The following is a 26687-nucleotide window of genomic DNA, read 5'->3' as shown; positions in this document are numbered from 1 at the left end:
ATTCACGACAGGAGCAGTTCAGGGACGGGTCGTGCCAGGCAGAGGTGTTGTAAACACCCTGCCCGGCTCGACCGGGGATCAAGAATTGAGTGTCGAAGAGGCGAAGCTTCCGCTCATTGATTGAGCGACTGTTTGGCCGCAATCAGGTCATCGACGACGCCCGGATCGGCCAGCGTCGAGATATCCCCGAAATCCGCAAAGTCCTCGGCGGCGATCTTGCGCAGGATGCGGCGCATGATCTTGCCGCTGCGTGTTTTCGGTAGGCCGGGCGCATACTGAATCGAGTCGGGAGACGCGATCGGGCCAATTTCGGTGCGCACGTGAACGCGCAGTTCGGTAAGCAGTTCCGGCGTCTCATCCACACCGTCATTGAGCGTGACAAAGGCATAGATGGCCTGCCCCTTGATCGGATGGGGCATGCCGACTACCGCCGCCTCGGAAACCCGTGGGTGGGAAACGAGGGCCGACTCGATCTCGGCGGTGCCGAGACGGTGGCCGGAAACATTTATCACGTCGTCGAGACGGCCCATGATCCAGAAATAGCCGTCCTCGTCACAACGTGCCCCGTCGCCGGCATCGTAGAAACCGGGAAATTCTTCGAAGTAGGTCGTCCGGTAGCGCTCCGGATCGCCGAATACACCGCGCAACATCCCGGGCCACGGCCGGCGGATAACCAGGTGGCCACCTTCGTTGGCGCCGGCCAGCTGTCCTTCTTCATTGAGAATCGCCGCATCAATACCGGGTAGCGGCCGAGTTGCCGACCCCGGCTTCAAGGGAGTTGCATAGGGGAGCGGCGAGATCATGACTCCACCGGTTTCTGTCTGCCACCAGGTATCGACGATCGGCAAACGACCACCGCCGACATTCAGGTGATACCACATCCAGGCCTCCGGGTTGATCGGCTCGCCGACCGAACCGAGAATCCGCAACGACGACAGATCCCTGTTTTTCAGAGGCTCGTCGCCATGGCGCATCAAGGCCCTGATGACCGTCGGCGCGGTGTAGAAAATGGTCGCCTTGAATTTCTCGACGAGCTGCCAGAAACGATCCGGTCCCGGGTAGGAAGGCACCCCCTCGAACATCACCGTGGTCCCGCCCAGGCCAAGCGGTCCGTACAGGATGTAGGTGTGACCGGTAATCCAGCCGATATCGGCGGTACACCAGTGGACATCATCGTCCTTCAAGTCGAACACCCATTGCGTCGTGTGCAGGGCATAGGTCAGGTAGCCGCCGGTGGTGTGGACGACGCCCTTCGGCTTTCCGGTGGAGCCGGAGGTGTAGAGAATGAACAATATATCCTCGGCGGCCATCGGCTCCGGTTCACAGACCGCGGTGATCGCATCGTCTTCCATCTCCTCATGCCACCAGCTGTCGCGCCCGAGCTGCATACCGATTTCATAGCCGGCCCGGCGGACCACCAAACAGTGCTCGATCGACTCACACTGCTCCAGGGCCTCATCGGCATTGGGTTTAAGCGGAATGATCTTGCCGGCCCGCAGGACCGCGTCGGCAGTCACCAAGATACGGGCCTCACAGTCCTGAATACGATTTTGCAGGCTGACCGCGGAAAAACCGGCAAACACCACCGAGTGAATGGCGCCGATCCGGGCACAGGCCAACAGGGTGATGGCCAGTTCGGGAATCATCGGCAGGTAGACCGCTACCCGGTCACCCTTTTTCACGCCCATCTTTTTCAAGACATTGGCACAACGGCAGACCTCTTCATGCAACTGGCCATAGGAAAACCGGCGCACTTCCTCATCCGGTTCGCCCTGCCAGATGATCGCCGTTTTGTCGCGTTTGCCGCTGGCCAGGTGCCGATCGAGACAATTATAGGAAACATTGAGCGTCGCCCCGTCGAACCAGCGCACCTCCGGTTTACTCAAATCGGCATCAAGAACACGATCCCACGGCGTAAACCAGCTCACCAGTTCGCGCGCCCGCTCGGCCCAATACCCTTCCGGGTCATCCATGGATCGGCGATACTCCCGCTCATAGCTTTCCAGGTCGCCGACAGCAGCAGTCTCCCGGCCGGCTTGCGGCGGTTCGAACACTCGTTTTTCACTTAACAAGCTGGTGATTTTATCATCAACATCAATCATTTGTTTCTCCTTTCCAGTAATTCTCCAGCCCGGCCGCTACCCCTGTTGTCCGGGATCATTTTTCTTCGCTGACAAATCAACTGCAGCGGGCTACAATCACGCGGTCTCCAGAGCACCGTGATTGTTTTAGCCACTCCCGCACACAATCTAGAATAGATTAACATCAAAATCAATTTTTTTGATGTAATGGCCGCTATTTCTCGACCGCCGGTTCTTCTTTTTCCGGGCGATCGCGTCTCTTCCGTATCGATCGATACGGTTTTTGCAAAAACGCTTCCGAGGGGCTGAAAGGGATATCGACGTGCTCTTCGAACCGGGCTCAAGGCCACGCAATCCCCGGTCGAGATCACATCGCATAACGAATGTATGTCACAGGTCATTGTTTTCCGCCATGGAAAATAATGCTTTACAAATTTTACTTGAAAATTAAATTAAAAGCTAAAATTTAGCCAAACCACAACCAGCCTGTTTCCGGATCGTCAAAGAATGAAAGGAGAGAGCCACGATGGATGCTGCGGTAAAAGACGAGCAGATCGAAATCATTTCCAAGCTGCTGAAATCGATGTCTCACCCGATTCGCCTGAAAATTCTCTGCCTGCTCCAGGAACAGGAGTTGTCCGTCGGCGATCTGCGCCACCAGGTCAAGACCACCAACGCCAATGTTTCACAGCACCTCAATATCCTGCGAAGTCAGGGAATCATCGACTTTCGCAAAGACGCCAACTTCATCTACAATCGAATTTCCGATCGGCGCATTCTCGAACTTATCCAGAATATGCGTCATTTATTCTGTCCAGAACACGAATAAACGAATCGACCGGAAGGAAAGCTGGGAGGAGATCATGACCATCACCGACTGGATTCACGCCATCGCCGGCTTTTTTATTCTCTTCAGCCTGTCGCTCGGCGTCGAGGCAAGCCCGCTCTTTCACAGCAGCTACTGGTTGCTGTTCACCGCCTTTGTCGGCGCTAACCTGCTGCAGTTCGGCTTCTCGAAATTCTGCCCGCTTGGCGCCATTCTCAAGGCGCTGGGTGTTCCGGAACAACGGCGACAGATCTAGTCGCGCATCGTCGCTCCACAGGAAGCCTGCCAGCAGCAGGCCCGCTGTTGGCATTCCCGCTGTCTCCGGAAACAGGCACAGTGGCCTTCCCGCTGTTGTACCAGATGCACCAACTCGACGAGTTTGTGCTTACTCGGATCAATACCGAGGCTACCGGCTTTCCGGCGCGCCAGTGCAAGCAGGGCCGGTCCTTTGAGAAACGGCTGGGTCTTTTTTTTCATTCGGTTTACCTCCTCCATCTCCAAACCACCATCCACCAGCCGCCGTTCATCGGACACACCACGATCCAGCACCCTTGGCGACCCTGTGCCGCCGGTCCGGGCTGTTGGGGAATGACGTTGATCGGTGCCGGTCGACCACGAAACAATGCACCACCTAAATCGGCAGAATATGCATTTCTTCCCGAATCGGATGGCGCCCCTTGAGCAAGGTCCCACTGCGCCCGTCGATGGAGACGTGATCGCCAGACTCGATCCGATGACCGTTGATCTCGCAGTGACGTTCATAGACGCGCAATTGACGGCAACCGACCACACAGGTCTTTTCTAACCGCACCGCCACCACGGAGGCATGTGAGGTCTGGCCGCCGCGCGACGTCAACAAGCCGTCGGTCAGCGAGATCACGGTGATATCCTCCGGCACCGTGTCCTGTCTGATCAGGATAAGCGCCGTTTCCGGTTCCTCGGACCGCAGCCGGGCAATGTCTTCCTCGGTAAACACTGCTTTGCCGGACAAGGCAGAGCCGGACACCCCGATTCCTTTGCCGAGCAAGGATCCGGTCAACTCCTCGGATTCAACAAAGACACTGAAATGCTCTTTTTGCTTGATGGTGATCATGTCCCGAGTCTGCAGCAACCAGAGATCGCCGGCTTCCGGGCCTTCGAAGGTGAACTCGATCTCTTGGGCATCCCAGCGTTTTTCGTAGACCAGCTCCCGGGATACGGCAAGCAGGCGCTGATAGATTTTCGGGAACTTCAATTCAAGGGTATCATGCCGGGGGCGCCCATCAAGCTCGGCCTGTTCAACAGAGATGGGATGACTGGTGACCAGACCGGAGACGATATCCTCACCCTGATCACCATAGGCATAGTCGCCCCATAAGGCGACCCGTTGCACCTTGCGGTAGGGATGAGCGGTAAACAACACTCCGGAGCCGGAGCGCTCGCTGCGGTTGCCGAACACCATGGCCTGCACGATCACCGCCGTCCCCCAGTCGGAGGAGACGTCCATGATCCGCCGGTAATCCCGGGCCTTCTGGTTGTCCCAGGAATCAAGAACCATTTCCACTGCTCCAATCAATTGCAGCCAGGGATCGTCGGGGATTCCGAGGCCCTGCCGTCGCACCAGCTTCTGGTAGCGCAGGGCCAGCTCTTTCATCTGCTCCGGTGTGAATTGCCGTTTGAGCGCCACGTTGTGTCGAGCCTTGGCCTCGTTCATCAACTCCTGAAAGGCCTCCCGCTCCACTCCGGAGACCATCGCCCACGATTGCAGGAACCGGCGATAGTTGTCCCAGGCAAAGTATTCGTTGCCGTGTGCTTGAATATATTCTTCGACCAATTCAACATTTTGCCCGACGTTATGGATAGTCGCCATCATACCCGGCATCGACAAAGCGCTGCCGCTGCGCACCGACAGCAGCAACGGCCGCTCCGGTGCTCCGAAAACCTGCCCGGTCTGCTGCTCGATATGGGTCAGCGCCGAGCGGATCTGCCGCATCAGCTCCTGTCTCGCCTTCGAAAAATCAAAAATTACCTCGCGGCAGCGGAACACTTCCGTGGTCAACACAAAAGCCGGCGGCACCGGCAATCGGTCCTCGGTCAGAGTGATCAGGTTGAATCCCTTGTTGCCGAGATGAATCAGGTCATCGGTATACGGGTTGACCTCGTCGAGCAGTGAGATGGCCTTTTCCGGGTTATAGGTCATCAATAGATCGAGAGTATCCTCATCGAGAATCTCTCGCTGGCTCTCAAGGGTCTGGATCACCCGCAGGATGAAATTATCGAGATGCTGCAGACCGAACGAAGAGGCGATCAGGTCCCGGAAAAATGCCTCGGACAGGCTGTGCACGGTATTGGCCATCTGCTCGTCGTTGTAGAGCGAGCGATAGCGGGGCAGCAGGTTGTCCCGGCCGATCTGCGGGATGATCAGCGACAGATTGTTCTGGTGGATGTTGGTATAGTAGGCATAAATGACGTCCTTGACGCCTTCGGACAACCCCCGGAAGATATCGAGATACTGGGTGTAACTGAAGCGCCGGATCTTCAGCGACGAGGTGAGCAGCGCCAGGTAGGTGTCGAGCTTGCGGGAGGCGATGCCGTCGATATGCAGCGCCCGCCGGTACAACTTCAGACAGCGGGCGATCACGTAAAACGTCGCCTTGGTGATAAATGACAGGTTCACCGTCTCCGGCAGCATCTCCAGGTAGATATTGGCCAGGTTTTCCAGACGGAAGGTCAACGACAGACTGTCGAATTTCCGTTCCCGGTAACGGCCGTAGACGGACGGGATATCAACGGCGATATGCCGCTTGTAATAGATTTCCTCACGGGCCTCGAACCGCTCGTCGGACAGGATGTCCTGGCGTAACTGCTCCAGGGCGTCGAGGACCGATTCGATGACCCCTTCGATATCCCGCTCGTCAAGCTTCTGCAGCAGCTCCTCCATCTGCGGAAAGCCTTCTCGAGCAGCTTGCAACAGCTCGGAGCGAAGTTCCTGAAACCCGAGATTGTACTTTTTATGGAGTAGCTTGAACATGCGGGCCAGCAATGCGTATCGGCCCCGCTCTTCCTCGCTGCAATCCTGCTGATCATCAAGAAAACGCTGCAGGTCCTGCTGGTGGACATGGAGCAGGTCATCGACCTGGGACAGATCGAACTCCTTGATGACCCGCTCGGCCAGCACCACCTGTTCGTCAATGAGCGGCCCCTTGGTCCTTACCCGGCTGTAGATCTCCGGGGGCAGATGGGGCAGCAGCGCATCCTTGTCCCTGGTTCGCCAGAAGGTGAAGATCACCCTGATAAAGTCGACGATCAGATTGGAGCTCTCGACATGGCTCTGCTTTCTCAGGAAATGGATGAGCACATCCTTGCGGCGATGGGTCTCGTCCAGCGCGGTCGACACGTCACGCAGGTCGCCTTCAGCGCCGATCTCGTTGAAAAAAACCGGCATCAACTTGGTGAACTGTTTGGTCAGGTTATAGATCGGTTCGATCTGATGATTGAGCAGCTCGGTGATATCACGCTGGAATAGGTCGGTATCCTTGACGCAGGTGCCGGTCAGTTTCAGATGAATGATCAGCGCCGAGAACAGGGTCGCGCACCATTTCGGTTCCTGCATTATCAGGTGCAGCCAGACCCGGATATTGCTCAGATGGGCCGGATTGATGATCGGCTGCCAGTTCTCGTCGACCCCGGTCACATTGGCCGGCTGGAACCCAAAGCGCACGACGCCCCAGAGAAAGGCCTCGACCATGCGGCTGTTACCGCGTTTGAACACTTCCCCGCCGAGGACCTGGATGCATTGCAGCGAGGTATGCGGATACTTTCTGACGTTAACCTTGAGCAGGCGAAACGCGGTCAGCAGGAATTCTTCGATCTCCTCGAAGCTCTGCTGCCTGACCAGGATCACCAGGCTGCGGTTGATTTCCCGAAGCGTTTCTTCATGAATCAGGTGCAGTCCATGCGTGTCCATGATTTTAAACATGAACAGCAATTTGTGGTTCTCGTCCAGCACCGCGGCGGCATCGGCGCCCTGAATCTGACCGCTGGCATCGTTGACGTCGATGCCGCTGAGATGGGCGGGGACCTCCTTATAGAGCCGCACGATATCGATGTGCGACGGCAGTTCGAGCAACCGCCGGACCGCTGATTCCGGGTCGGCCGCCTCGTGCTCAATGGTCTGCAAGTCAGCACGATAACCGCGTATCGCTTCGTGGGAAATGGCGGCAAAAGCCTGCTGTTGGTGAAAATCATCGGGTGTGATGTCGCACCGCTCGAGATACCAGGGAAGCGGGTCGTCCTCGCCGAGCCAGTAGTCGTAATTCTTCCTGAGAAACACAGTGAGCAGCTTGGCAACCGGGCCGAGATCAAGCCTGACCGCGGCCCGATCGCACAGGTGGAGCAGCCGGTTGATCACCCGTTTGACCGACTGCTGGCCATGGACCAGATGCATCAGAATCTCGCCGTCCTGTTGATCGAGCTTGACCAGCCGCAGCATCAGCTCGTTGATGGTCGGCTCGTAGCGCTCCAGGTCGTCGGCTTCCAGTTGGGAGACGAGCTTATCCAGCCAGGCCCACTGGGCCTCGAAGATCTGGCTGAGTAAGAGCGGGTTCTTCTGTGCATCGGCGATAGCCTCGAAGAACAAACCGGAAAAGAGACGAAACGATGTGGGTCCGTATTCACCCTTGCTGTAGTGATGATAGTTCTTCAGCACAAAACCGCGCAGCAGAGGCAGAATGAGCTGCCAGTTGCGGTAGGGATGACAGATCTCATAGAGCAGACTCTCCAACTGGGAGTGAATACCGCGAAACTTCTCCACGGCAACGAGAAGCGGCAACAGATCCGCTCTGATCTCGACCTGTTCGGCCGTCTCCAGCAGATTTGCCTTGAGGGCATCGGAGTCGATTTGGCGCTGGGCCGATATTCCGCTCATTGTCTTGTCTTCAACCTCACTGCTTCTGGTTCCAACAACGCGCATGACCAGGAACCACTTTGACTATGAAAATCGGCATCATGGTCGAAAGGGTTGGCAGGTCCTGCCTCCGGCTTCGGACGTCCTGTCCGTAGCCCTTCGGGCCTGATTCTCCGGCCCGCCGGGCCTTCGCGATGCAGCCTCCGGCAGAACCGTCCAGCCTGGTGTAATGCACGGAGGTGTCGGCACGAACGGGCAATCGCGTTATGCTAGAGCGGTCGTTTCGACTCCATGTGGAGAATCAGATCAAGCATCCGGTTCGAATACCCCCACTCATTGTCGTACCAGCTCATCACCTTGACCGTGGAGCCGATAACTTTGGTTGACTGACCGTCGACGATGGAGGAGTGTGGATCCCCTTGAAAATCGATTGATACAAGCGGCAGTTCGGTATAGCCGAGGTAACGGTTGGCCGCCTGCTTGAGCGCCTGGTTGACTTCCGGGACCGTGGTTTCCTGCTCCACCTCCATGACCGCATCGACCAGGGATACCGTCGGTGTCGGCACCCGGACAGCCAGTCCGTCGAATTTTCCTTTCAACTCCGGGATTACCAGCGATACGGCCGCCGCCGCACCGGTTTTGGTGGGAATCATCGACAATGCCGCAGCCCGTGCCCGGCGCAGATCCGAATGGGGAAAATCGAGCAGGCGCTGATCTCCGGTGTAGGCGTGGATGGTGGTCATCAAGCCGCGTTTGATCCCGAAATGATCGAGGATCACCTTGGCCACCGGCGCCAGGCAATTGGTTGTACACGAGGCGTTGGAAATTACGTGATGACTGGTCGGATCGTACTCGTCCTCATTAACACCCATGACGATCGTTTTGACGTTGCCTTTGGCCGGGGCCGAGATGACCACCTTCTTGGCGCCGGCATCGATGTGGGCACCAGCCGCGTCCGCATCGCGGAAGATACCGGTGCATTCGGCCACGTAGTCGACACCGAGGTCTCCCCAGCGAATGTCGATCGGGTTGCGATGACTTGTCACCGCGATATGCCGCCCATCAACGATAATCCCCGCCTCGTCGCTGTCGATCTCCTGACGACACGTCCCCATGACGGAATCATACTTGAGCAGGTGTGCCAAGGTTTGGTTGTCGGTCAGATCATTGATTGCCGCCACCTCGATATCGGCAAAGAGCGGGTCGCTGGCGATGGCTCTAAAAATGTTCCTGCCGATGCGGCCGAAGCCGTTAATGCCAATACGTACGGTCATGATAAACCTCCTGTGCGCTGATATCGTTTTAGTGAGCGAAGGACAGGATGCATTCTGTCCCCACCGTTCTTTTAGCTAGCGGAGGACAGGCTAAAACCTGTCCCGCCGTTGATTAAGATGATGAGTGCGGCTCTGCCGATACAGCTGCAGATAATCTTTCATCACCTCGGCCCAGGTATGGTGCCGATAGATCCTATCAACGGCCTGCTTCTGCAGCCGACGCAGCAACTGGCGATCTGCAAAAGCCGCCAAGGCTCGAAGCATCGCCTCGGCACACTGCTCCGGTGTGTTATCACGGTAGGCAAAACCGGTCTCGCCGTCAATGACCTTGACCAAGCCACCGACATGATGCACCACCGGCACGTTACCGAATAGTTGCGCGATGTAATCGGTCAACCCGCATGGCTCGTAACGGGATGGAATAACGAAGAAATCGCCGGCAGCATAAATCCGGTTAGCCAGCTTCGGGTCAAATCCCCGAATAAAGCAGACCCGGCCGGCATGGCGATCTTGGCCGGCAATTCGGGCCAATGCATCTTCTTCCCGCGGGCCGCCGCTGCCCAGACAGACGAAACGGACCGAGCTGTCGGCGGCAAGTAGCAATTGCACCGCCGCAATCAGGATATCTACCCCCTTCTGATCACTGAGCCGACCGATAAAAGTAAACAACGGCTGCTCGGGGTCGTCGTCGAGGAAACCGAAACGCTTTTCATCTTCGAGGTCCGGAGGAGAAGCCATCTCCTGAAACAACGCCTGCTTGCAAATTCGTTTTCCGGAAAGATCGTCTTTCTCGTCGGCGGGGTCATAGCCGGCGGCAATCCCGACCGCGTCCGGTTGCCGCGGATCGAAATCGGCCGGATCGATGCCATTGGTGATCCCGGCAATGGTAATGCCCCGGTCACGCAAGCGGTGACCGAGCCAACCGGTCAGATAGTCGCTGTCCGACTCCTGCAACTCCCGGGCGTAATTGTCGCTGACCGTGGTGATAGAGGCATAGTCGCCGGCGGCAATGAACGGATCGAAACTGTGCTCGAGACAAGACGCCAGGATAACCCGCATCGGCAACCCGGTAACGGCCTGCACGAACTCCAGATCGGATACTTCCTGATGATATCCGACACCACCGTTGTGGATGGTGACCACCGCCGCGCTATTGCGGAAGTAGTGCCGGTACCCGGGGCATTCGCGCATCAGAGCGGGCGTAATTGCGGTATGCCCGTCGTGGCAGTGGATGATCTGCGGTCGCTCATCGAGCACGATCATCAAATCAAGCGTGGCTTTTTGCAGCAAGACGTTCATCGCAAAAAAGTCAAAATGTCCTGTCCCCTGCATTTTCCATGATTCTCGCTGCTGTTCCTGGCGGGTATAGGTATACACCCCGCTCTTCTCCAGGAACCGCTCCGCTTCGAGCAGATAGATCGAAACCTTGTCCTGTACCCGGTGCCAGACGCGCACCCGCTCCTCGCGCTCCCTGCCGACATAGTTCATCGCCACGTTGATTTCGAGTAGCCGGCCCGGCTGCTGGGGATCGACAAGCTCCTGAAAGCCGTTTGCCGGCGGATCGATGAAACCGTAGCAGGGCAATACGACATTGACCTTCCGACCGTTCCAGCGGGCCAGCGTCTTGGACAATTGGACGACGACATCCTTGACCCCGCCCGCACCGGCAAGTCGTCCGTATTCGCGGGCAAGCATCCAGACCGAAACGATTGTCTCCCTACCCGACATGACGACTACCGGTCCTTTCTTTCCGCTGCTTCCTGATCTTCGACTCCCCCCGGCACGGCCGCGGGTCGGAAGCCTGTCTTTCACCTTCACCGGTGGACACCTCTCTATCACTGCTGGAAAGTTTGCACTATCTTAATAATATCGGCCACGATTCGGTCGCTGTCAAGAGAGCCGGCAGCAATTGTCCGATCGGCCAGTCGGCGATAGAGCGGTTCCCGCTCACGCATTACCGCTTCATACTCGTCTGCCTGATCACCACTCGTCAACGACGGACGCAGCGAACCGCTGCCGGGATCGTCAGCAATACGCCGCAAAACAACCTCGATGGGCGCCGTCAACCAGACGACCAGAGCCCGCTTCTTGATCTGCGGCCAGACATCGCCGTGCAAGACGGCCCCGCCGCCGGTCGCCACTACGACTCGGTCGAGCCGGGAGCAGCGACGCAGCACGTCGCGTTCGATACCACGAAAAGCGGGCCATCCCCGCTGACCGACCAACTCAGCGATCGTCATACCGACCTCCTGCTGAATCAACTCGTCGGTATCGATAAAAGCATAATCGATACGATGGGCCAGTAGTCTTCCGATATACGTTTTGCCGACAGCACGGCTGCCGATTAAATAACACGATTGTTTCATTTATCCGCCCTCCTGTCGGCGGCGACAGCGGCCGGCCACCGCATACTCGCCGGAAAACGGCCCGCATCGGCGGCACATCGGCGGCACATCGGCGGCACATCGGTGGCACATCGCTGTCGTACCGCCCGTCATAGTTGACGCCGGCACCGGAAACACCTATAGTATCAACACTTAGGCCATCCCGCCCGAATATTCTCAAGCTCACCGTCCACCAACGAGGGAAGCATGATCAGCAGTTCGTTCAGCATCAAGACCTCCGCCACCATGGAGTGTGTTGACATCACCTCTCACCTCAGCCGGGAACTGGTGCCACACGGCATAAAAAGCGGACTGTGTTTCGTCTTCAATCCACACACCACCGCCGGCCTGACGATCAATGAAGGGGCCGATCCGGCGGTTCGCGACGACCTGATCGCCGGACTGCGCCAGATCGTGCCACTGGACTTTCCGTTTCGCCACCTGGAAGGTAATTCGCCGGCGCACATCATGGCCAGTCTGGTCGGATCATCGTTGACCGTCGCCCTTCGTGACGGCCGGCTGCAACTCGGGACCTGGCAAAAACTGTTCTTCTGCGAATTCGACGGACCTCGTACACGCACCGTGCACTACCATCTGCTGCTTGCCGGCTGATCCCTCATGACCAGACCTTCTCCCGATCCTGCCGCCATCTGCTTTGGCCTGAGCACCGAGCTTGATCGCAGTTCATGTGCAGCCTATCTGCGATTGCTTGGCCGGGAACCCCTTGCTTCGACCCTGGCAGAACGGATGGACAGCGCGGAAATCGAGCAGCTGGTGGATTTCTGTACCGCTCTGCTTCGTCGCCATCTGTCAAAACAGGAATACCACCGCCTCTTTCTGCAAGAAGAGCACGCTCACCCCGAACCAACCGACAATCATGACTAAACAACGACTCGACGACCTGCGCAATTACCTGGACCTGCTCGATGCCGAAGGCGAATTGCTGAGGATCGACGAAGAAGTCGATCCCTACCTGGAAATCGCCGAAATCCATCGCCGAGTCATCGCCCAACACGGACCGGCCCTGCTCTTCAACCGGGTCAAAGGCTCGTCGTTTCCGGTGGTAACCAACCTGTTCGGTACCGCCAAGCGTCTTGACCTCGCCTTCGGCAGTAAGCCCCTGCACTTCGTTCGCGATCTTGTCAGGTTGGCTGAAACCGCGATGCCGCCAAGGGCAGCGACACTCTGGGAAAACCGGCAACTGTTGCTCGATGCCGCCCGAATCGGCTTGAAAACCGTGCGTTCCGCACCGATTCTCGATCACTGCCAACAGCCGCCGCGTTTGAGCACCCTGCCGATGCTCACCTCCTGGCACAGCGACGGCGGTCCCTTTGTCACTCTGCCCCTGGTCTACACCGAGCACCCGGACGGCCATGGGCACAACCTGGGGATGTACCGCATTCAACGCCACAGCGACACCACCACCGGCATCCACTGGCAGATTCACAAAGGCGGCGGCTACCATTATTTTGCGGCGGAGCAGAAAAACGAGTCGTTGCCGCTGACCCTTTTCATCGGCGGCCCGCCGGCCCTAATGCTCGCGGCCATCGCGCCGCTTCCCGAAGATATCCCGGAGTTGATGCTCACCTCACTGCTGCTCGGTTCCCGCCTGCCGATGGTTAACGACCCGCGAGGTGGTCATTGCCTTGTGGCCGGCGCCGAATTCGCTATCAAGGGGAGTGTGCCGCCGCATGTCCGCCAGCCGGAAGGACCGTTCGGCGATCATTACGGCTATAACTCGCTGGCCCACGATTATCCGGTATTTCAGGTCTCCCACCTCTATCACCGCAGCGGCGCGATCTACCCGGCCACCGTGGTCGGCCGCCCCCGCCAGGAAGATTTTTTCCTCGGCGACTATCTCCAGGATCTGCTCTCGCCGTTGTTCCCCCTGGTCATGAAAGGGGTCAAGGCCTTGAAGACCTTTGGAGAGACGGGTTTTCACTGTCTGGCAGCCGCCCGCGTCGCCGACCGTTACCCGCGCGAGGCGTTTGCCTGCGGCCTGAGAATTCTCGGGGAAGGTCAGCTCTCTTTGAGCAAGTTTCTGATCATCACCGACGGCAGTGTCGATATAACCGATTTCCCGGCCCTCTGGCGTCATGTCCTGGAGCGGGTCAACTGGTTGACCGATCTCTTTGTCTTCGCCAATGTCTCTCAGGATACGCTCGATTATACCGGCCCATCGGTCAACAAGGGCTCGAAAGCGATGCTGATGGGACTGGGCCGAGAGGCGATTCGGGATCTGCCGCTCGAATTCACCGGTACCCTGCCGGCCGGCTGCGACAAGCCGATCACTTTCCTGCCGGGCACCCTCGTCGTTCAAGGAGCCGCCTATCAAAGCGAGACGGACCTGGCCGACCGGCTGGCCCTGCATCCCGCTCTCAAGGACTGGCCGGTTGTCATGCTCGTTGACGATAGTGCTGCCGCCACGGTCTCACTGCAGGAGTTCCTCTGGACCATCTTTACCCGTTTCGAGCCTGCCGCTGACATCCACGGGGCCACAAGCTCGGTCAGACGTTTCCATGTCGGTCTGGAACCGCCGGTAGTCTTCGATTGCCGGATGAAACCCTGGTATACCGACATCCTGGAGACCGACGAGCCGACCAGACGACTCGTCGACGAAAAATTCGAGCGTATTATTCCCCGGCCATGGCGCTGACCACGGCTGTTCGGCTGCACAAGTACCTGGCCCAGTGCGGCGTAGCCTCGCGACGGGCGGCCGAGGAGTTGATCAGGGACGGCCAGGTCAGCGTTGACGGCCGAGTCGTAACCGAAATGGGCTGCAAGATCGATCCCGGGCGGCAACGCGTTCACTGTCGCGGACAACTCGTTACCGCCGGTGACACCGGGCTCGTCTATATCCTACTCAACAAGCCGGCCGGTTATGTAACGACAATGGCCGACCCGCAGGGCCGGCCCATCGTCACCTCGTTGCTCAAAGACGTGACTACCCGCGTTTTCCCGGTCGGCCGCCTCGATCTCGATACCGAAGGAGCCCTGCTGCTGACCAACGACGGTCAGCTCGCTCACCGGGTCCTCCATCCGAGCCATCAGACCACCAAGACCTACGAAGCTCTCGTCCAGGGACATCCCGCCAGTCAGAGCCTGGCCGAACTGGAACGGGGAATTTTGATCGAAGGACAGCGCACCTGGCCGGCGGTCATCAAACTGGTCAAACGATATCAGCACTCCACCAGAATACGGATAACCATCCATGAGGGAAGAAAACGCCAGGTTCGTAAAATGTTTGGTGCCATCGGGCACCCGGTACTTCATCTGAAAAGAATTGCTTATGGGAAACTGCAACTCGGCTCGCTGCCTGCCGGCAGGTATCGAATGCTCGATGAAAACGATCTGAAAAAAATATTTTTATAGCTTTCCCCTTTACAAAGGCAAATTTAGCTGATTAAATCTAAAGAGTTATACATCCGTCAGCACGACCTGCTGATATATGGTCATGTAACTGTTTGTTCTTGTTGTAAAAACAGTCATTCACGGTTGCACTGTTAACAACCTGAATTTATTCTTTATTTAAGGATCGACTGTTCGGGGGGGGGGCGGTGTTCAGAAGGATCCTCTGGGCACGTGAACTATTTGCTAACGCAAACAGGAGTAGAGCATGAACAAATCAGAATTGATAGAAGCCTTGGCGCAGGATATCGGCCTTCCGCATCGCGAGGCAGCTGCCATCACCAACACCGTTATCGACACGATGACGGAAGCCCTCGCCCGAGGCGAGAGTATTGAAATCCGCGGATTCGGCAGCTTCGTGATCAAACACTACGGCTCTTACGAGGGCAGAAATCCGAAGACCGGCAAGAAGATCAAGGTCAGCCCGAAAAAGCTGCCTTTCTTCAAAGTTGGCAAAGACCTGCGCGAACAAGTGAATACCGGGCGTTAGCTGCTGGCAACGCCGCTTATTCAATCCTCGCCGCTGGTCACGATCCTGCCGACCAGATCATAGACGTGAGCCTCGGTGATTTCGACATCGACGAATTCACCGGGGCTCGTCTCTCCCTCATTGATCAGGACACAACCATCAATATCGGGCGCCTGATAACGGGTCCTGCCCTCGAGCAGCAACTCCGATTCCCGACTGACGCCCTCTACCAGCACCCGCTCTACCCTCCCGACAAAGCGCTGTTGAGTATTCGCCGAAATATCCGCCTGGGCGGTCAGCACGGCGTCGAGACGATGCTGCTTCTCCGCCTCGGCCACATGATCTGCCATCTGTTCAGCAGCACATCCCTCCTCGTTGGCATAAGGGAATACGCCGAGATGATCGAACCGGGCAATCGGCAGAAATTCGAGCAGTTGCTCAACGTCAGCCTCCGTTTCACCGGGGAAACCGACAAGAAACGTTGTACGCAGTGCCGCTCCCGGCACGATAGTGCGGATACGTCCCAGCAGCTGCTCGATGTCGGCTCGCGCATACCGCCGATTCATCGCCCGCAGGACCCGGTCACTGACATGCTGCAGCGGGATATCGAAATACGGGACAATCCGCGGTTCCGCCCTCGCCAGGTGTAACAGCTCATCGGTAATTCCGGACGGATAGAGATACATCAGGCGAAGCCAGGGGATCGAGGTTCCGGAGAGCAACGCCTTCAGCAAGGAAACGAGCTGCCCGCGGCCACCGCGATCCTCGCCATAGGCCGTCAGATCCTGCGCTACCAAGGTGATTTCCCGAACACCGCCCTGTTCGAGACGATCGGCCTCGATCACCAGATCCTCAATTTCCCGGCTGCGCAACGGGCCGCGAATGGAAGGGATGAGGCAATAGGAACAATGGTTGTCGCACCCCTCTGTAATCTTCATCCAGGCCCGAAAAAACGGGGTGGAGAGTCGCCGGGGCAGCGCCGCTGTCATCAGAAAACGATCAGGCAGCACCATCTTCCTCTCCGCCATATCGCTCCGGCCGAGACCGGCCAGCAGTTCAGGCAGGCTGGTGATGCCTTCGGTACCGACGAACAAGTCAACTTCAGGCAACTCTTCCACCAGGCGCCGGCGATAGCGTTGAACCAGACAACCGATAACGACGAGCTTTTTGCCTGGATCGTCCTGTTTCCAGGAAGCCAGCCTGAGGATCTCGTCAATACTTTCTTCGACGGCGGACTGAATAAAACCGCAGGTGTTGATGATCAAGACCGCCGCCTCATCGGGCAGATCGCATCCCTGCCAGCCCTGCGCCAGCAGCAGGCCATAGACCAGTTCAGAATCGACAAGATTTTTCGGACAGCCGAGACTGACGAGATGAAAGGTTTTCATTGCTTGATCCTTCGTCACACCGCCGCCAGTCCATCGCCGAGGAGCGTATCCAGAACGAGTCGGCTCTGCCGCCGAAACGCGTCGGTGCCGAATCCGGGCCGCCAGCGTGCGGTCCAAAGCTCATCGGAAACGATAAAAAGAGCGGCCAGAGCAACACTGCGATAGGCAGCCAGGGTATAGAGTGCCGAGCATTCCATATCGACCCCGGCGACACCGAATTGCTCGCGGAGCAGCATCAACTCGGACCGGCGCTCCCGGTAGGGGGCATCCGTCGACCAGAGAACGCCCCGTCGCGAGAACATACCGTGCACCGACAGGGTCTGCTCACTGGCGGCAAGCGTCTCCGGATTGGCAGAAATCTGATCGGCAGTACCATACCAGCGGGAAACCCCGTCACCGACCACCGCCCGTTCGGCAAGGAGGATATCGCCGATACGCAGCGAGGGATCGAGGCTGCCGCAACAACTGAGCAGGACCAGGCGCCTGACGCCAAGCGCCACCAGCTTCTCCATCAGGAGCACGGCGGCCGGGGCCCCAAGCGCGGGGCCGGCCAGACAGAAGCGATCGTGTCGATCAACCATCAGGTCGGCGTGGGCAAGATGACGGTGGGCAGCCCCAATCCGGCGAGCGACGGTCATCGCCAGCCCTGCTTCGGCGTGGTTGACCACCAGCAGCGCCCGTTCCGGCAGTGCTTTTTCTTTACGACCTCGGCGGGGCCGAATGATAATATCGTGATCGTTGTCAGTCATCGACACAGGGACGCGGAATAGTTGCCGGCGCCATGGTACAAACGCAAGAAGGCCGCAGAACTCGTCTGCGGCCTTCTTGCACCCATAGCGGGTTCTCTTGCTCGATCCGGTGCTACATCAACGGGTTGGCGTACATCAGGATGAGCGAGATAACCAGACCGTAAATGGCGATCGATTCGGCCAGAGCCATGCCGAGAATCATGAAGACCATCAATTTCGGCTGTACTTCCGGATTGCGGGCCAGACCCATGGTGGCGCCCTGGCCGACGAGGCCGATACCGATACCTGCGCCCAGACCGGCAAGGCCGATGGAGAGCGCGGCGCCAATACAGATCAGCGCGAGTTGCAGATTACCTTCCATTTTCTTTCTCCTTGTACAAGTTGAGTAATTGGCCTTCTTCCTTCATTTCCTATGATGACGGCGACACGGTGTCACCGATCAATGGGCATGCTCCTGGGCCTGCGAAAAGTAGACGACTGCCAGCAGGACAAACACCATGGCCTGAACCAGCGAGACGAGGACACCGAGCACCATGATCGGCAGCGGCGCGAAAAAAGCGCCGGCCAGCATGAACAGGATGCCAAGCAAGGTTTCTTTGGCCATGATGTTGCCGAACAGACGAATGGACAGCGACAGCAGGCGGGCCAGGTTACTGATCAGCTCGATCGGCAGCATCAGCGGCACCAACCACCACATCGGTCCCATGAAATGTTTGTAGTAATGCAAGCCGTGCTCGCGAAAACCGATAAAATGATGAGAGACCCAGACAATAATCGTCAGCGCCAGCGTCGTGTTGATGCTCGCCGTTGGCGACATGAAGCCGGGGATGAGACCGATCAGGTTGGCCACCGCGATATAGAGTCCAAAGGTGGCGAGCATCGGAAAGAATTGATCGGTAAGGCGCCGGCCCATATTGTCGGCAAAAAAGTCATCCATGCCGCCGATAACGATCTCCCAGAAATTCTGGCCTTTGCCGGGTACCATCTCCAGGTTGCTCAGCGTCAGTTTGGCAACGATAAACAAGAAGGCCATGACCAGCCAGGTATAGGTCATGTACGGTGCGCACAATTGCTCGAGAATACCGTGTCCGACCGGCCCGTGGGGTACCGGCAACCCCAGTTTCTCCAGGATGATCGAAATGAACAATATCGGATGTTCCATAATCCCCTTTTACCTCCTGCTGAAGTAATACCGCCAAATCACGCCGAAACCGCTCATTGTGATTGTAAATACCACCGTTGTCAGACCAAGGATCAAGCCGAAGACGTTGATGTCGCCGAACCTGATCAACAGCAATAAGACGACGCCGATCACCGCAATTCGAAGCCAGAATTTAATAAGCAGCTTCGTTTTCCCGGGAGCACCGCCCTTTTTTTCGACCGTCGACTGCCCGGCCATTGTATCGATAAATGCGGTTACGTCCCGGTATGACACCCAGAAACTGATTACCGACACGATACCGCCGGCCAGCACCCCCCAGGCAAAGGCCCAGGATACGATGAACCATGACCCGAGCACGAGCAGTCCCAGGTATACCCAGCTCATGGCCAGCATCCTGCTGAGGGATAATGTGTCCACCACCGTACTATTGTTCCTCGTCTGTCTTCTTCTCCATGTTTTTGCTGCTACGCCAGAGAATATCGAACAGACTTTTAAAGCCGGCGGCGATCCCGAAAGCCAACCCGAAAAAGGTAAACCAGGGAGCGGTACGACCGTCAAACACTTTTTGATCGAGCAGGATCCCGGCACCCATCCCGATAAAGATCGATGCCACGAAGGTGATCCCGATATGCCCGTAATGACCGAGAAGAAACATCAGTTCTTTCTTGACATCGGACATTTCAGCCACCACGCCTTGTCACTGCCGATTCCACTTCCAATTTAACTCGGTTTGGTAGCACGCATCCCCCGCAAAGTCAACGGATTTTTTACCTATCTGCCATTTTTTTGAATGACCATTCAGTCATTTTTTGCAGTTTTTCCAGGTCATTTGCGCTATGCGCCGCGGAGATGAAGGCAACCTCAAACTGAGAGGGCGCTAGATAGATGCCCTGGCCGAGCATATTGCAATAATGCTCGGCGTAGCGTGTCGTGTCGGCCTTCATTGCCGATGCGAAATCGGTTACCGGGTCGGTGCTGAAAAACATGGTCATCAGTGATCCGATGCTGTTGATCTGGACCGGTATGTCGCCGGCGGCAGCAATCTCCCGGAGACGCTGGGCACAGGTCGCCGCCTTGTCATTGAGTTCTTCGTAAAACCCGGGACGCTGCAATTGCTTCAAGGTGGCAATGCCGGCCGCCATGGCCAGCGGGTTGCCGGATAGAGTCCCTGCCTGATAAACCGGGCCATCCGGGGCGATCTGGTCCATAATCTCGGCCCGACCGCCGTAGGCCCCGACGGGCAGGCCTCCGCCGATAATCTTGCCAAGACAGGTCAGGTCCGGTGTAATGCCGAAGTGGTGCTGGGCACCGCCGTAAGCCAGGCGGAAACCGGTGATCACCTCATCGAAAATCAGCACGATGCCCCGCTCTGTCGACAATGTCCTGAGCCGCTGCAGAAACGCGGGGTCCGGCAAGACACATCCCATATTGCCGGCCACCGGCTCAACGATCACGCAGGCGATATCGAGACGCTCATCGGTCAGCGTTTTCTCCAGCGAGTCGATATCATTATAGGGAATCGACAGCGTGTTTTTGACAATATCCTCCGGCACTCCCGGTGAACCAGGGATCCCAAGCGTCAACAGACCGGAACCGGCCTTGACCAAAAACGAGTCGGCATGCCCGTGGTAACACCCGTCGAACTTGACCACCATCGAACGACCGGTATACCCGCGGGCCAGGCGCGCAGCGCTCATCGTCGCTTCGGTTCCGGAATTGACAAACCGCACTTTTTCCACGGAAGGCACCGCTTCGACCACCATTTCGGCCAGCGTGATCTCTGCCGGTGTCGGAGCCCCAAAACTGGTACCGGCAGCAGCGGCGGCGCCGATTGCGGCAACGACCTCCGGATGGGCATGGCCAAGGATCATCGGCCCCCAGGAACAAACGAAATCCAGATACCGGTTGCCATCCACGTCATACAGGCTGGCACCGTCCGCCCGCTCGATAAAGAGCGGTGTACAGCCGACCGATCGACAGGCCCGCACCGGGCTGTTTACGCCTCCTGGAATAACCTTTTCCGCCTCGGCGAACATCGCCTTCGATTGCCTGGTTTCCATCTGAGCCTCCATCATGGACTAATGGGAATCTTGAAAATTTGTTATTTCGCCAAATCAATCAAATTTTATCCTCGGAATATCATCTATGCCTGCGGAAAATTTTCATGCACGCCTCGATCTTGAACGAAATTCCGTATTTTGCAAGCTCCTCTAATGAATAAAATGTATCACTACCGGGTCGGGCGGGAGCCTTGTCCAACGGGCGGGTAGATTTGCCGGCCTCGACAGAAGCGATATCGCGCCGATCTGCATATTTCCGGAGCGGCACTATATCACGGCAAAGATTTGGCTGTCAAACCAGATCGGCTTCCTTGACCTTTCATCATTCATGCACAACGTTGCAGACGCATGCCGCTGCACAAGGCGGTCTGACCAATATTTTCCTTGTCAGTACCCAGAGCAGCAGGTAAAGTAAAAAATTATATTCACGCGCTTTAAGCAGCCGCTAACCGGCTGATCAGGAAAGAAAAACTACACGCAAGGAGAGGAACATGGCCAGCGATAAAGTCCTGCAACTCAACGACGCCGATTTTGATACCGCTATCAATGCAGATCAACCGACCCTGGTCGATTTCTGGGCACCATGGTGCGGTCCGTGCAAGGCCATCGGTCCGGTTGTCGAAGAACTGGCGGAGGAATACCAGGGCAAGGTTTCGATCGCCAAAATGAATGTCGACGACAATCCGGTCACCCCCGGCAAATTCGGTATCCGGGCAATTCCAACCCTTATCATTTTCAAGGGCGGCGAGGTCGTCGATCAGATTACCGGCGCCGTCGGCAAGACACAGCTCGTTGAACTGATCAACAAGGCGATCTGAGTCGCCAACGATACGGATGTGCTTCCTTCATCCTGTTCGCATGCGGCAATCGTGGATCGGCCGCTGAGCGTTCGTCGATGAACTCCACTCATCGCGAACTCGTCATTCTCGGTGGCGGACCTGCCGGCCTTACGGCGGGGCTTTACGCGGCTCGGGCCCGGATCGACCACCTGCTGATCGAAAAAGGGGCTCCCGGCGGCCAGGTACTGACCACCGACTGGGTCGATAACTACCCGGGATTTCCGGACGGCTTAACCGGCTTCGAGTTGTCCGAAAAAATGGCTGCTCATGCACGGCGGTTCGACGCCAATATCGTCTCCGCAGAAGTCGCCTCGGTTGAATTCCCCGACAGCGGCTTGAAGGAATTACGTTTCATCGACGGCAGCATTCTGACCTGTAACACCCTCATCATCTGCACCGGCGCCCGGCCGAACAAGCTGGGGGTTCCCGGCGAGACGGAACTGACCGGTAAAGGAGTGTCGTATTGCGGCACCTGCGACGCCCCGTTTTACCGGGATCTGCATGTGGCTGTCATCGGCGGCGGCGACACCGCCGTGGAAGAGGCGGACTACCTGACCCGTTTTGCCAAGAGGGTAACGATCATTCATCGCCGCAGCGAATTGCGCGCCACCGGAATTATCCAGGAAACCGCGTTTGCCAACGAGAAGATCAATTACCTCTGGAACACTCGGGTAACCGCCATTGAAGGAGAGCACGAGGTGCAGCGGCTGCAGCTTATCGATAACCGGGGAGCGATATCATCGCTTGACGTTCAGGGGGTTTTCGTTCTGATCGGCATCACCCCGAACAACCACATCTTGCCCATGGACCGTCTCGATCCTGATCAATGGGGCTTTATTCGGACCGATAGTGAGACCAGAACTGTGGTGCCGGGTGTTTTTGCAGCAGGGGATATTCGCAGTAAAATGATGCGCCAGGTGGTCAACGCCTGCGGTGAAGGCGCCACGGCAGTCATCGCCGCTGAACACTATCTCAAAAACAGATAATTCGAAAAACGATGCCAACGCCCAGACACGCTCACCGGGAAACCGGCTCGACGATCATCATGGAACCACTTCGGCTGCTGCGAATGCTGTCACTCTTGCTGGCAACCGTCACACTTGTCGCCACCATTTCAGGCTGTGCCTCGATCAAAGATTTTTTCGGCGACGAAGAAGAGCAGGTCGACGTCTACCTGCCGGCCGAGCAATTGATCATCAAGGGCATGGATGAATTCAACGTGGGCAATTATCGCCCGGCCCTGCAATACTTCAACGAAATCCTCGATCGCTATCCTTTCAGCCCGGAAGCCCCGCTGGCCGAGTTGAAAGCAGCGGACGCCAATTACTATCTGGAACGCTACGCCGAAGCCCTGGTGCTCTACCGGGAGTTCGAGGAGCGCCACCCGACCAACGAAGCCATCCCGTACGTCATGTACCAGAAGGCGATGTGCAACTATCAGCAGATTGACACGATCGATCGCGACATCACTGGCGCAACTGAGGCCATCCAGGCATTCAACGAGTTGCTGCGGGCTTTCCCGAATTCACCGTATAGCCAGGAAGCACAAGCCCGGATCAAGGCTGCCAAGGAATTTCTGGTCAACCATGAGTTCTTTGTCGTCCAGTTCTACCTGAGAACCGAAAAATACGAAGCTGCAGAGGCTCGCTTGCAGTATATCCTGAGCACCTATCCCGAGTCGCGTATCGCTCCGCGGGCCACGGAACTGCTCGAGATGATCAAAGCCGGGAGCCCTCCCGCCGGTGGCATAGCCGGCTGGTTCAAAGGACTGGCGCTGCCGGACTGGATGGACTTTCTCAGCGACTGATCGACGGGGTCCGGCTACCTTCCGGATCAAACCATTCCCGCCCCAGGGACATCTCCATAGCCCGGACCGGGCAAATCAGGACACACTGACCGCAACCGGTGCATTTGTCGGGGTCGAAGAGGACACGCATGTCTTCCCGGCGGATCGACAATGAAGCCACCGGGCACACTCCGGTGCAAGCACCGCATTGAAAGCACCTTTCGTCATCTCGACGGACCCGCGTCGCCAATCGTTCGATGCTCACTCCCAATCCCTCAAGATAGCTCAGGGCATGCTTGACGTTGACCTTTGTCCCGCGTAATTCGAGGATCATGACCCCTTCCCGCTGGGGCAGAATGTCGGCCCGGAGGATATTAACCTCCACATCATGCTTCTTGATCACATGGTAGATTACCGGCTGATCGCTGGTGTCTTTCGGGAAACGAAAGTAATAGATGCGTGTATACACTTGTTTTCCTAGTTCTATTTCAACAACGAATGATCGGTCGGCGTGGAGTTCTGCGACAGCAGCCCCTCTCCCTGTCCGACCGCGGCGTCGCTCTCGACAAATCGGTCGACAGCTGTGATCAGCCTGTCGGTTTCGTCTTCGGTATTGAGCAGCAGTAACCGGGCCCCTTCAATGGTTGTCGGCACCCGGAAGTGCGCGCGTTGATGAAGGTAGATCTCCCAGCGGCCATCGGAGACAGCGGTCGGATCAACGGCGCGACGGTCAAGCCGTTTCCTGGTCTCCGTCTCCGAACAATAACAATAGATGAAAACGATATCGCACCGCGCACCGCACGCCGCCACCACTTTCTCACGCTCATGCTCTTCCCGATAGGATCCGTCGAGCGCAATCGTGGTCCGCTGCCGGTCGAGATCATCCGTCATTCGGCGGATCATTTCCCGATAGGTGGCCCGGTTGTGTTCTGCACTGTATATACCATGGTTCACCTCCGCCTGCTGGCGGCTTATCGGATCAAGACCGAATAGTTCCTTGCGCACGATATCGGTATTGTAGTACCGGCAGTGGTGCACCCGTGCCCAACGCTTGGCCAGATGGCTTTTTCCGGAAGCGACCAGGCCGAAAAAGACGACCACGCGGGGCCGTTCACTTGCTCTCGGCGGCATAGCGGTCGGCCAACTGGAAGTAACGTTTGGCCTGCTCCGTGCAGGTTGCGGCAGTTGTCGCATCAACGGCGGGGTCGGCGGCGGTGAACAAGCCGATTTTGCCCCGAACGTAGGCTCGATAACACTGGTAAAAGGCAATCTGCCGCAGCAGGTTCGGATCGGCCGAAGCCGTGGCAAAACGATCTAGAAAATAGTTGGCCTCCTCGTCGAGGCCGTGATAATCCAGGTCCATTGCCAGGAAAGCGACATCGGCAGCCACATCCGAATAGCGAAACCGCTCGTTGAACTCGATACAATCGAAAATCTGCACCTGCTCGTCAAGACAGATATTGGCCGAATAGAGATCGCCGTGACAATCACGGATACGACCATCGGCGATCCGGTCATCGAACCGCTTGGTATCGGCCAGCACCGCCCGAGCATAGGCGCCGATCCGCTCGAACTGCTCGCGACTCAGTGCCGGTCCATCGACGAAGGATTCGGTCTGCTGGAAATTTTCCAGGACATTGACACCGACGGCATCGGCCCGGCCGAAGACCTGGATCGCTTCATCTCCGGCGGCAGCGGCATAAAACGGCACCAATTTATCGACAACGGCATCGAGATGGCGCCTCTCCAGGGCACCGGCAGCGATGACCCGGCTCATCATCCGCTCCTCCGGCATCCGGACCATCTTCACGCCATATTCCACTACATCGCCGATGGTATCGAGCCGATAGCGGCCGTCCCGACGGGACAGGGTCACCAGGTCGAGATAGATATCGGGACAGAGGCGGCGATTGAGTTCGAGTTCCCGCTGACAATAGTAAGCCCGTTTCTCCAGCGTGGTGAAATCGAGAAAACCGAAATCGACCGGTTTCTTGAATTTGTAGACAAACTCGCCGGCAATCACCACATAGGAGATATGGGTCTGAACGAGTTTTATTTCGTCAACCGGATGGTCCCAGAAACCCGGGTCCTGAAGTGCGACGATAAAATCCGGCACCTGTTGTGCGCTCATACAGTTCCTCCTGCGCTGACGCGGTCGCGTCGGCGTTGGTAAAAAGTTCAAACGATCACCGACCGATATGCAAACCTGTTTGACACCGTCGGTGGGCACCGATTGTACCAGACTTCAGGCGCCGACGCAAAACGTAGTGTGCGCTCCGCCGCGGTGGACCGGATATCTTGCCGGAGCTCCCGATCGTCCGGCACTTTACAGCTGCCTGTGGGACATGCTACTGTGCGGCTGGATGTCGGCTGCACCGTGCCCGACAGTCGTTCGGATCGCCGTTCGTCTCTTCTCTCTTCGCCAGTGACTCGCATGGACAAAAGCTCTCTTGAAACACTGCTCAAGCGCCTGCTCGACGGAACCCTGACACTTCCAGAAACCCTCGACCAGCTGCATTCATTCCCGGCCGAGACCGTTCGAGACGCCTGCCTCGACCACCAACGCCTGCTCCGCACCGGTATTCCGGAAGTCATTTACGGAGAAGCGAAAAGCGCCGAACAGATCGTCACCATTGCCCGAGCCATGCTCGACAAGAAGGGGCCGCTGCTGGTGACCAGGGTCGACAGTCACAAGGCGATGCTGATTGTCGAGCAGTTGCCGCAACTCACCTATCACCACCAGGCCCGTTTACTGACGGGTCCGCGCACCGCCTCCGGTCCACCAGACGTCCGCGGAACCATCCTGGTCATCTGCGCCGGCACCTCGGACATTGCCATCGCCGAGGAGGCTCGGTTGACCGCCGAGCATCTCGGCAATCCGGTGCAGGCTATCTATGACGCCGGGGTCGCCGGCCTGCACCGCCTACTTGCCCACCAGGAGAAGCTGCGTGACGCTTCGGCAATCATTGTCGTGGCCGGCATGGAAGGGGCCTTACCGAGCGTGGTCGGCGGCTTGGTCAGTTGCCCGGTCATCGGGGTTCCGACATCCGTCGGTTACGGAACCGGCGCCGGCGGCTTCGCCGCCCTGCTCGGGATGCTGAACAGTTGCGCCCCCGGGCTGGCCGTGGTCAATATCGATAACGGCTTCGGCGCCGGCTGCCTGGCCGCTGCCATCAACAGAAATCGCTGACCTGCCGCTACGTAGGTCATTGGCGCAGGAGCGGCCGCCCCTTCGCTCCGGTGATTGATGCCGAAGATGGCAGATAAACCCATTATTTCCCGCCAAACAGCCGGCCAACCTTGCAAGATTCGGGCATTACGTTATAATCGCCTGGCTGGATAGACTGAAACGGATACGAATTTTCTTCTCAACCCT

27 protein-coding genes are annotated in these 26687 nt (G+C 57.4%); 12 read left to right on the top strand and 15 right to left on the bottom strand.

Going from position 1 to position 26687, the window contains the following annotated elements; all coding sequences use genetic code 11:
• Positions 1 to 113 precede the first annotated feature (113 nt).
• Entirely contained in the window at positions 114 to 2102 is a 1989-nt protein-coding gene (gene acs, locus BUC26_RS06945; RefSeq protein WP_073374656.1) for an acetate--CoA ligase, read from the bottom strand.
• Between the two features lie 505 nt (positions 2103 to 2607).
• On the opposite strand from acs, the gene BUC26_RS06940 reads away from it, so the two are divergent.
• Together BUC26_RS06940 and BUC26_RS06935 are read left to right on the top strand one after the other, a co-directional pair.
• Positions 2608 to 2910 carry an ArsR/SmtB family transcription factor gene (locus BUC26_RS06940; protein ID WP_073374655.1) on the top strand — a complete coding sequence of 101 codons (303 nt, stop codon included), beginning with the start codon at positions 2608 to 2610 and terminating at the stop codon, positions 2908 to 2910.
• Between the two features lie 34 nt (positions 2911 to 2944).
• Positions 2945 to 3163: a YgaP family membrane protein gene (locus BUC26_RS06935; RefSeq protein WP_073374653.1), complete on the top strand. Its 219-nt coding sequence runs from the start codon at positions 2945 to 2947 to the stop codon at positions 3161 to 3163.
• On the opposite strand, the gene BUC26_RS06930 is transcribed toward BUC26_RS06935, so the two are convergent.
• The 5 genes from BUC26_RS06930 to BUC26_RS06910 form a co-directional block, all read right to left on the bottom strand.
• A complete protein-coding gene (locus tag BUC26_RS06930; protein ID WP_143165938.1) occupies positions 3160 to 3384 on the bottom strand; it encodes a hypothetical protein in 225 nt (74 codons plus the stop codon). The genes BUC26_RS06935 and BUC26_RS06930 overlap by 4 nt on opposite strands.
• A gap of 154 nt (positions 3385 to 3538) precedes the next feature.
• Entirely contained in the window at positions 3539 to 7813 is a 4275-nt protein-coding gene (locus tag BUC26_RS06925) for a PEP/pyruvate-binding domain-containing protein (RefSeq protein WP_073374649.1), read from the bottom strand.
• A gap of 248 nt (positions 7814 to 8061) precedes the next feature.
• On the bottom strand, positions 8062 to 9066 hold the full coding sequence (gene gap / locus BUC26_RS06920; RefSeq protein WP_073374647.1) for a type I glyceraldehyde-3-phosphate dehydrogenase: 1005 nt from the start codon (positions 9064 to 9066) through the stop codon (positions 8062 to 8064).
• Between the two features lie 90 nt (positions 9067 to 9156).
• Positions 9157 to 10794 carry a glycogen synthase gene (locus tag BUC26_RS06915; protein ID WP_073374646.1) on the bottom strand — a complete coding sequence of 546 codons (1638 nt, stop codon included), beginning with the start codon at positions 10792 to 10794 and terminating at the stop codon, positions 9157 to 9159.
• 107 nt (positions 10795 to 10901) lie between these two features.
• A complete protein-coding gene (locus tag BUC26_RS06910) occupies positions 10902 to 11432 on the bottom strand; it encodes a shikimate kinase (protein WP_073374644.1) in 531 nt (176 codons plus the stop codon).
• Between the two features lie 225 nt (positions 11433 to 11657).
• Here BUC26_RS06910 and BUC26_RS06905 point away from each other — a divergent pair, with 225 nt between their 5' ends.
• The 5 genes from BUC26_RS06905 to BUC26_RS06885 all read left to right on the top strand — a co-directional run bounded on the left by BUC26_RS06905 (position 11658) and on the right by BUC26_RS06885 (position 15348).
• Positions 11658 to 12062, top strand: coding sequence for a secondary thiamine-phosphate synthase enzyme YjbQ (locus BUC26_RS06905; protein WP_073374642.1), 405 nt, complete (start codon positions 11658 to 11660; stop codon positions 12060 to 12062).
• A gap of 6 nt (positions 12063 to 12068) precedes the next feature.
• Positions 12069 to 12335, top strand: coding sequence for a hypothetical protein (locus BUC26_RS06900; RefSeq protein WP_073374640.1), 267 nt, complete (start codon positions 12069 to 12071; stop codon positions 12333 to 12335).
• Positions 12328 to 14106: a UbiD family decarboxylase gene (locus tag BUC26_RS06895; RefSeq protein WP_073374637.1), complete on the top strand. Its 1779-nt coding sequence runs from the start codon at positions 12328 to 12330 to the stop codon at positions 14104 to 14106. Before BUC26_RS06900 ends, BUC26_RS06895 begins: the two co-directional genes overlap by 8 nt.
• Positions 14097 to 14822 carry a pseudouridine synthase gene (locus BUC26_RS06890; protein WP_073374635.1) on the top strand — a complete coding sequence of 242 codons (726 nt, stop codon included), beginning with the start codon at positions 14097 to 14099 and terminating at the stop codon, positions 14820 to 14822. The genes BUC26_RS06895 and BUC26_RS06890 overlap by 10 nt, the downstream gene beginning before the upstream one ends.
• 244 nt (positions 14823 to 15066) lie before the next feature.
• Entirely contained in the window at positions 15067 to 15348 is a 282-nt protein-coding gene (locus BUC26_RS06885) for an HU family DNA-binding protein (RefSeq protein WP_073374632.1), read from the top strand.
• A gap of 20 nt (positions 15349 to 15368) precedes the next feature.
• Here the strand turns inward: BUC26_RS06885 and rimO are convergent, their stop codons facing one another.
• The 5 genes from rimO to BUC26_RS06860 all read right to left on the bottom strand — a co-directional run bounded on the left by rimO (position 15369) and on the right by BUC26_RS06860 (position 19010).
• On the bottom strand, positions 15369 to 16715 hold the full coding sequence (gene rimO / locus BUC26_RS06880; protein ID WP_073374630.1) for a 30S ribosomal protein S12 methylthiotransferase RimO: 1347 nt from the start codon (positions 16713 to 16715) through the stop codon (positions 15369 to 15371).
• Positions 16716 to 16729: 14 nt separating this feature from the next.
• On the bottom strand, positions 16730 to 17464 hold the full coding sequence (locus tag BUC26_RS06875) for a phosphorylase family protein (protein ID WP_073374628.1): 735 nt from the start codon (positions 17462 to 17464) through the stop codon (positions 16730 to 16732).
• Between the two features lie 112 nt (positions 17465 to 17576).
• Entirely contained in the window at positions 17577 to 17825 is a 249-nt protein-coding gene (atpE, locus tag BUC26_RS06870; RefSeq protein WP_073374626.1) for an ATP synthase F0 subunit C, read from the bottom strand.
• Positions 17826 to 17903: 78 nt separating this feature from the next.
• Positions 17904 to 18626 carry a F0F1 ATP synthase subunit A gene (gene atpB / locus BUC26_RS06865; RefSeq protein ID WP_073374624.1) on the bottom strand — a complete coding sequence of 241 codons (723 nt, stop codon included), beginning with the start codon at positions 18624 to 18626 and terminating at the stop codon, positions 17904 to 17906.
• A gap of 9 nt (positions 18627 to 18635) precedes the next feature.
• The gene (locus BUC26_RS06860; RefSeq protein ID WP_161949809.1) at positions 18636 to 19010 is read right to left on the bottom strand and encodes an ATP synthase subunit I; all 375 of its coding nucleotides are present in this window, start codon (positions 19008 to 19010) and stop codon (positions 18636 to 18638) included.
• On the opposite strand from BUC26_RS06860, the gene BUC26_RS24500 reads away from it, so the two are divergent.
• Positions 19009 to 19350: a hypothetical protein gene (locus tag BUC26_RS24500; RefSeq protein ID WP_425267077.1), complete on the top strand. Its 342-nt coding sequence runs from the start codon at positions 19009 to 19011 to the stop codon at positions 19348 to 19350. The genes BUC26_RS06860 and BUC26_RS24500 overlap by 2 nt on opposite strands.
• Before the next feature lie 43 nt (positions 19351 to 19393).
• On the opposite strand, the gene hemL is transcribed toward BUC26_RS24500, so the two are convergent.
• Positions 19394 to 20686 (bottom strand): glutamate-1-semialdehyde 2,1-aminomutase, encoded by a 1293-nt coding sequence (gene hemL / locus BUC26_RS06850; RefSeq protein ID WP_073374618.1) that lies wholly within the window; start codon positions 20684 to 20686, stop codon positions 19394 to 19396.
• A gap of 491 nt (positions 20687 to 21177) precedes the next feature.
• On the opposite strand from hemL, the gene trxA reads away from it, so the two are divergent.
• From trxA to BUC26_RS06835, 3 genes are all read left to right on the top strand, one after another.
• The gene (trxA, locus tag BUC26_RS06845) at positions 21178 to 21504 is read left to right on the top strand and encodes a thioredoxin (RefSeq protein ID WP_073374616.1); all 327 of its coding nucleotides are present in this window, start codon (positions 21178 to 21180) and stop codon (positions 21502 to 21504) included.
• A 77-nt stretch (positions 21505 to 21581) separates the two neighbouring features.
• Positions 21582 to 22511, top strand: coding sequence for a thioredoxin-disulfide reductase (gene trxB / locus BUC26_RS06840; RefSeq protein WP_073374614.1), 930 nt, complete (start codon positions 21582 to 21584; stop codon positions 22509 to 22511).
• Between the two features lie 11 nt (positions 22512 to 22522).
• Positions 22523 to 23332 carry an outer membrane protein assembly factor BamD gene (locus tag BUC26_RS06835; protein ID WP_073374612.1) on the top strand — a complete coding sequence of 270 codons (810 nt, stop codon included), beginning with the start codon at positions 22523 to 22525 and terminating at the stop codon, positions 23330 to 23332.
• On the opposite strand, the gene BUC26_RS06830 is transcribed toward BUC26_RS06835, so the two are convergent.
• Genes BUC26_RS06830 through BUC26_RS06820 form a run of 3 tightly spaced genes read right to left on the bottom strand, consistent with a single transcriptional unit; the run spans position 23322 to position 25442 of the window.
• The gene (locus BUC26_RS06830) at positions 23322 to 23780 is read right to left on the bottom strand and encodes an NIL domain-containing protein (RefSeq protein WP_073374609.1); all 459 of its coding nucleotides are present in this window, start codon (positions 23778 to 23780) and stop codon (positions 23322 to 23324) included. The two genes, BUC26_RS06835 and BUC26_RS06830, sit on opposite strands and share 11 nt — an antisense overlap.
• Positions 23781 to 23794: 14 nt before the next feature.
• The gene (locus tag BUC26_RS06825; protein WP_073374607.1) at positions 23795 to 24442 is read right to left on the bottom strand and encodes a P-loop nucleotide/nucleoside kinase family protein; all 648 of its coding nucleotides are present in this window, start codon (positions 24440 to 24442) and stop codon (positions 23795 to 23797) included.
• Entirely contained in the window at positions 24423 to 25442 is a 1020-nt protein-coding gene (locus BUC26_RS06820) for a phosphotransferase (RefSeq protein ID WP_073374605.1), read from the bottom strand. The genes BUC26_RS06825 and BUC26_RS06820 overlap by 20 nt, the downstream gene beginning before the upstream one ends.
• A 303-nt stretch (positions 25443 to 25745) precedes the next feature.
• On the opposite strand from BUC26_RS06820, the gene larB reads away from it, so the two are divergent.
• On the top strand, positions 25746 to 26501 hold the full coding sequence (larB, locus tag BUC26_RS06815; protein WP_073374603.1) for a nickel pincer cofactor biosynthesis protein LarB: 756 nt from the start codon (positions 25746 to 25748) through the stop codon (positions 26499 to 26501).
• Positions 26502 to 26687 lie beyond the last annotated feature (186 nt).

The organism is Desulfofustis glycolicus DSM 9705, assembly GCF_900130015.1.
GTDB classification, from domain to species: Bacteria; Desulfobacterota; Desulfobulbia; order Desulfobulbales; family Desulfocapsaceae; genus Desulfofustis; species Desulfofustis glycolicus.
Note: the sequence above shows the minus strand (reverse complement) of the source record. Positions and strands in the feature narration are given on the sequence as shown.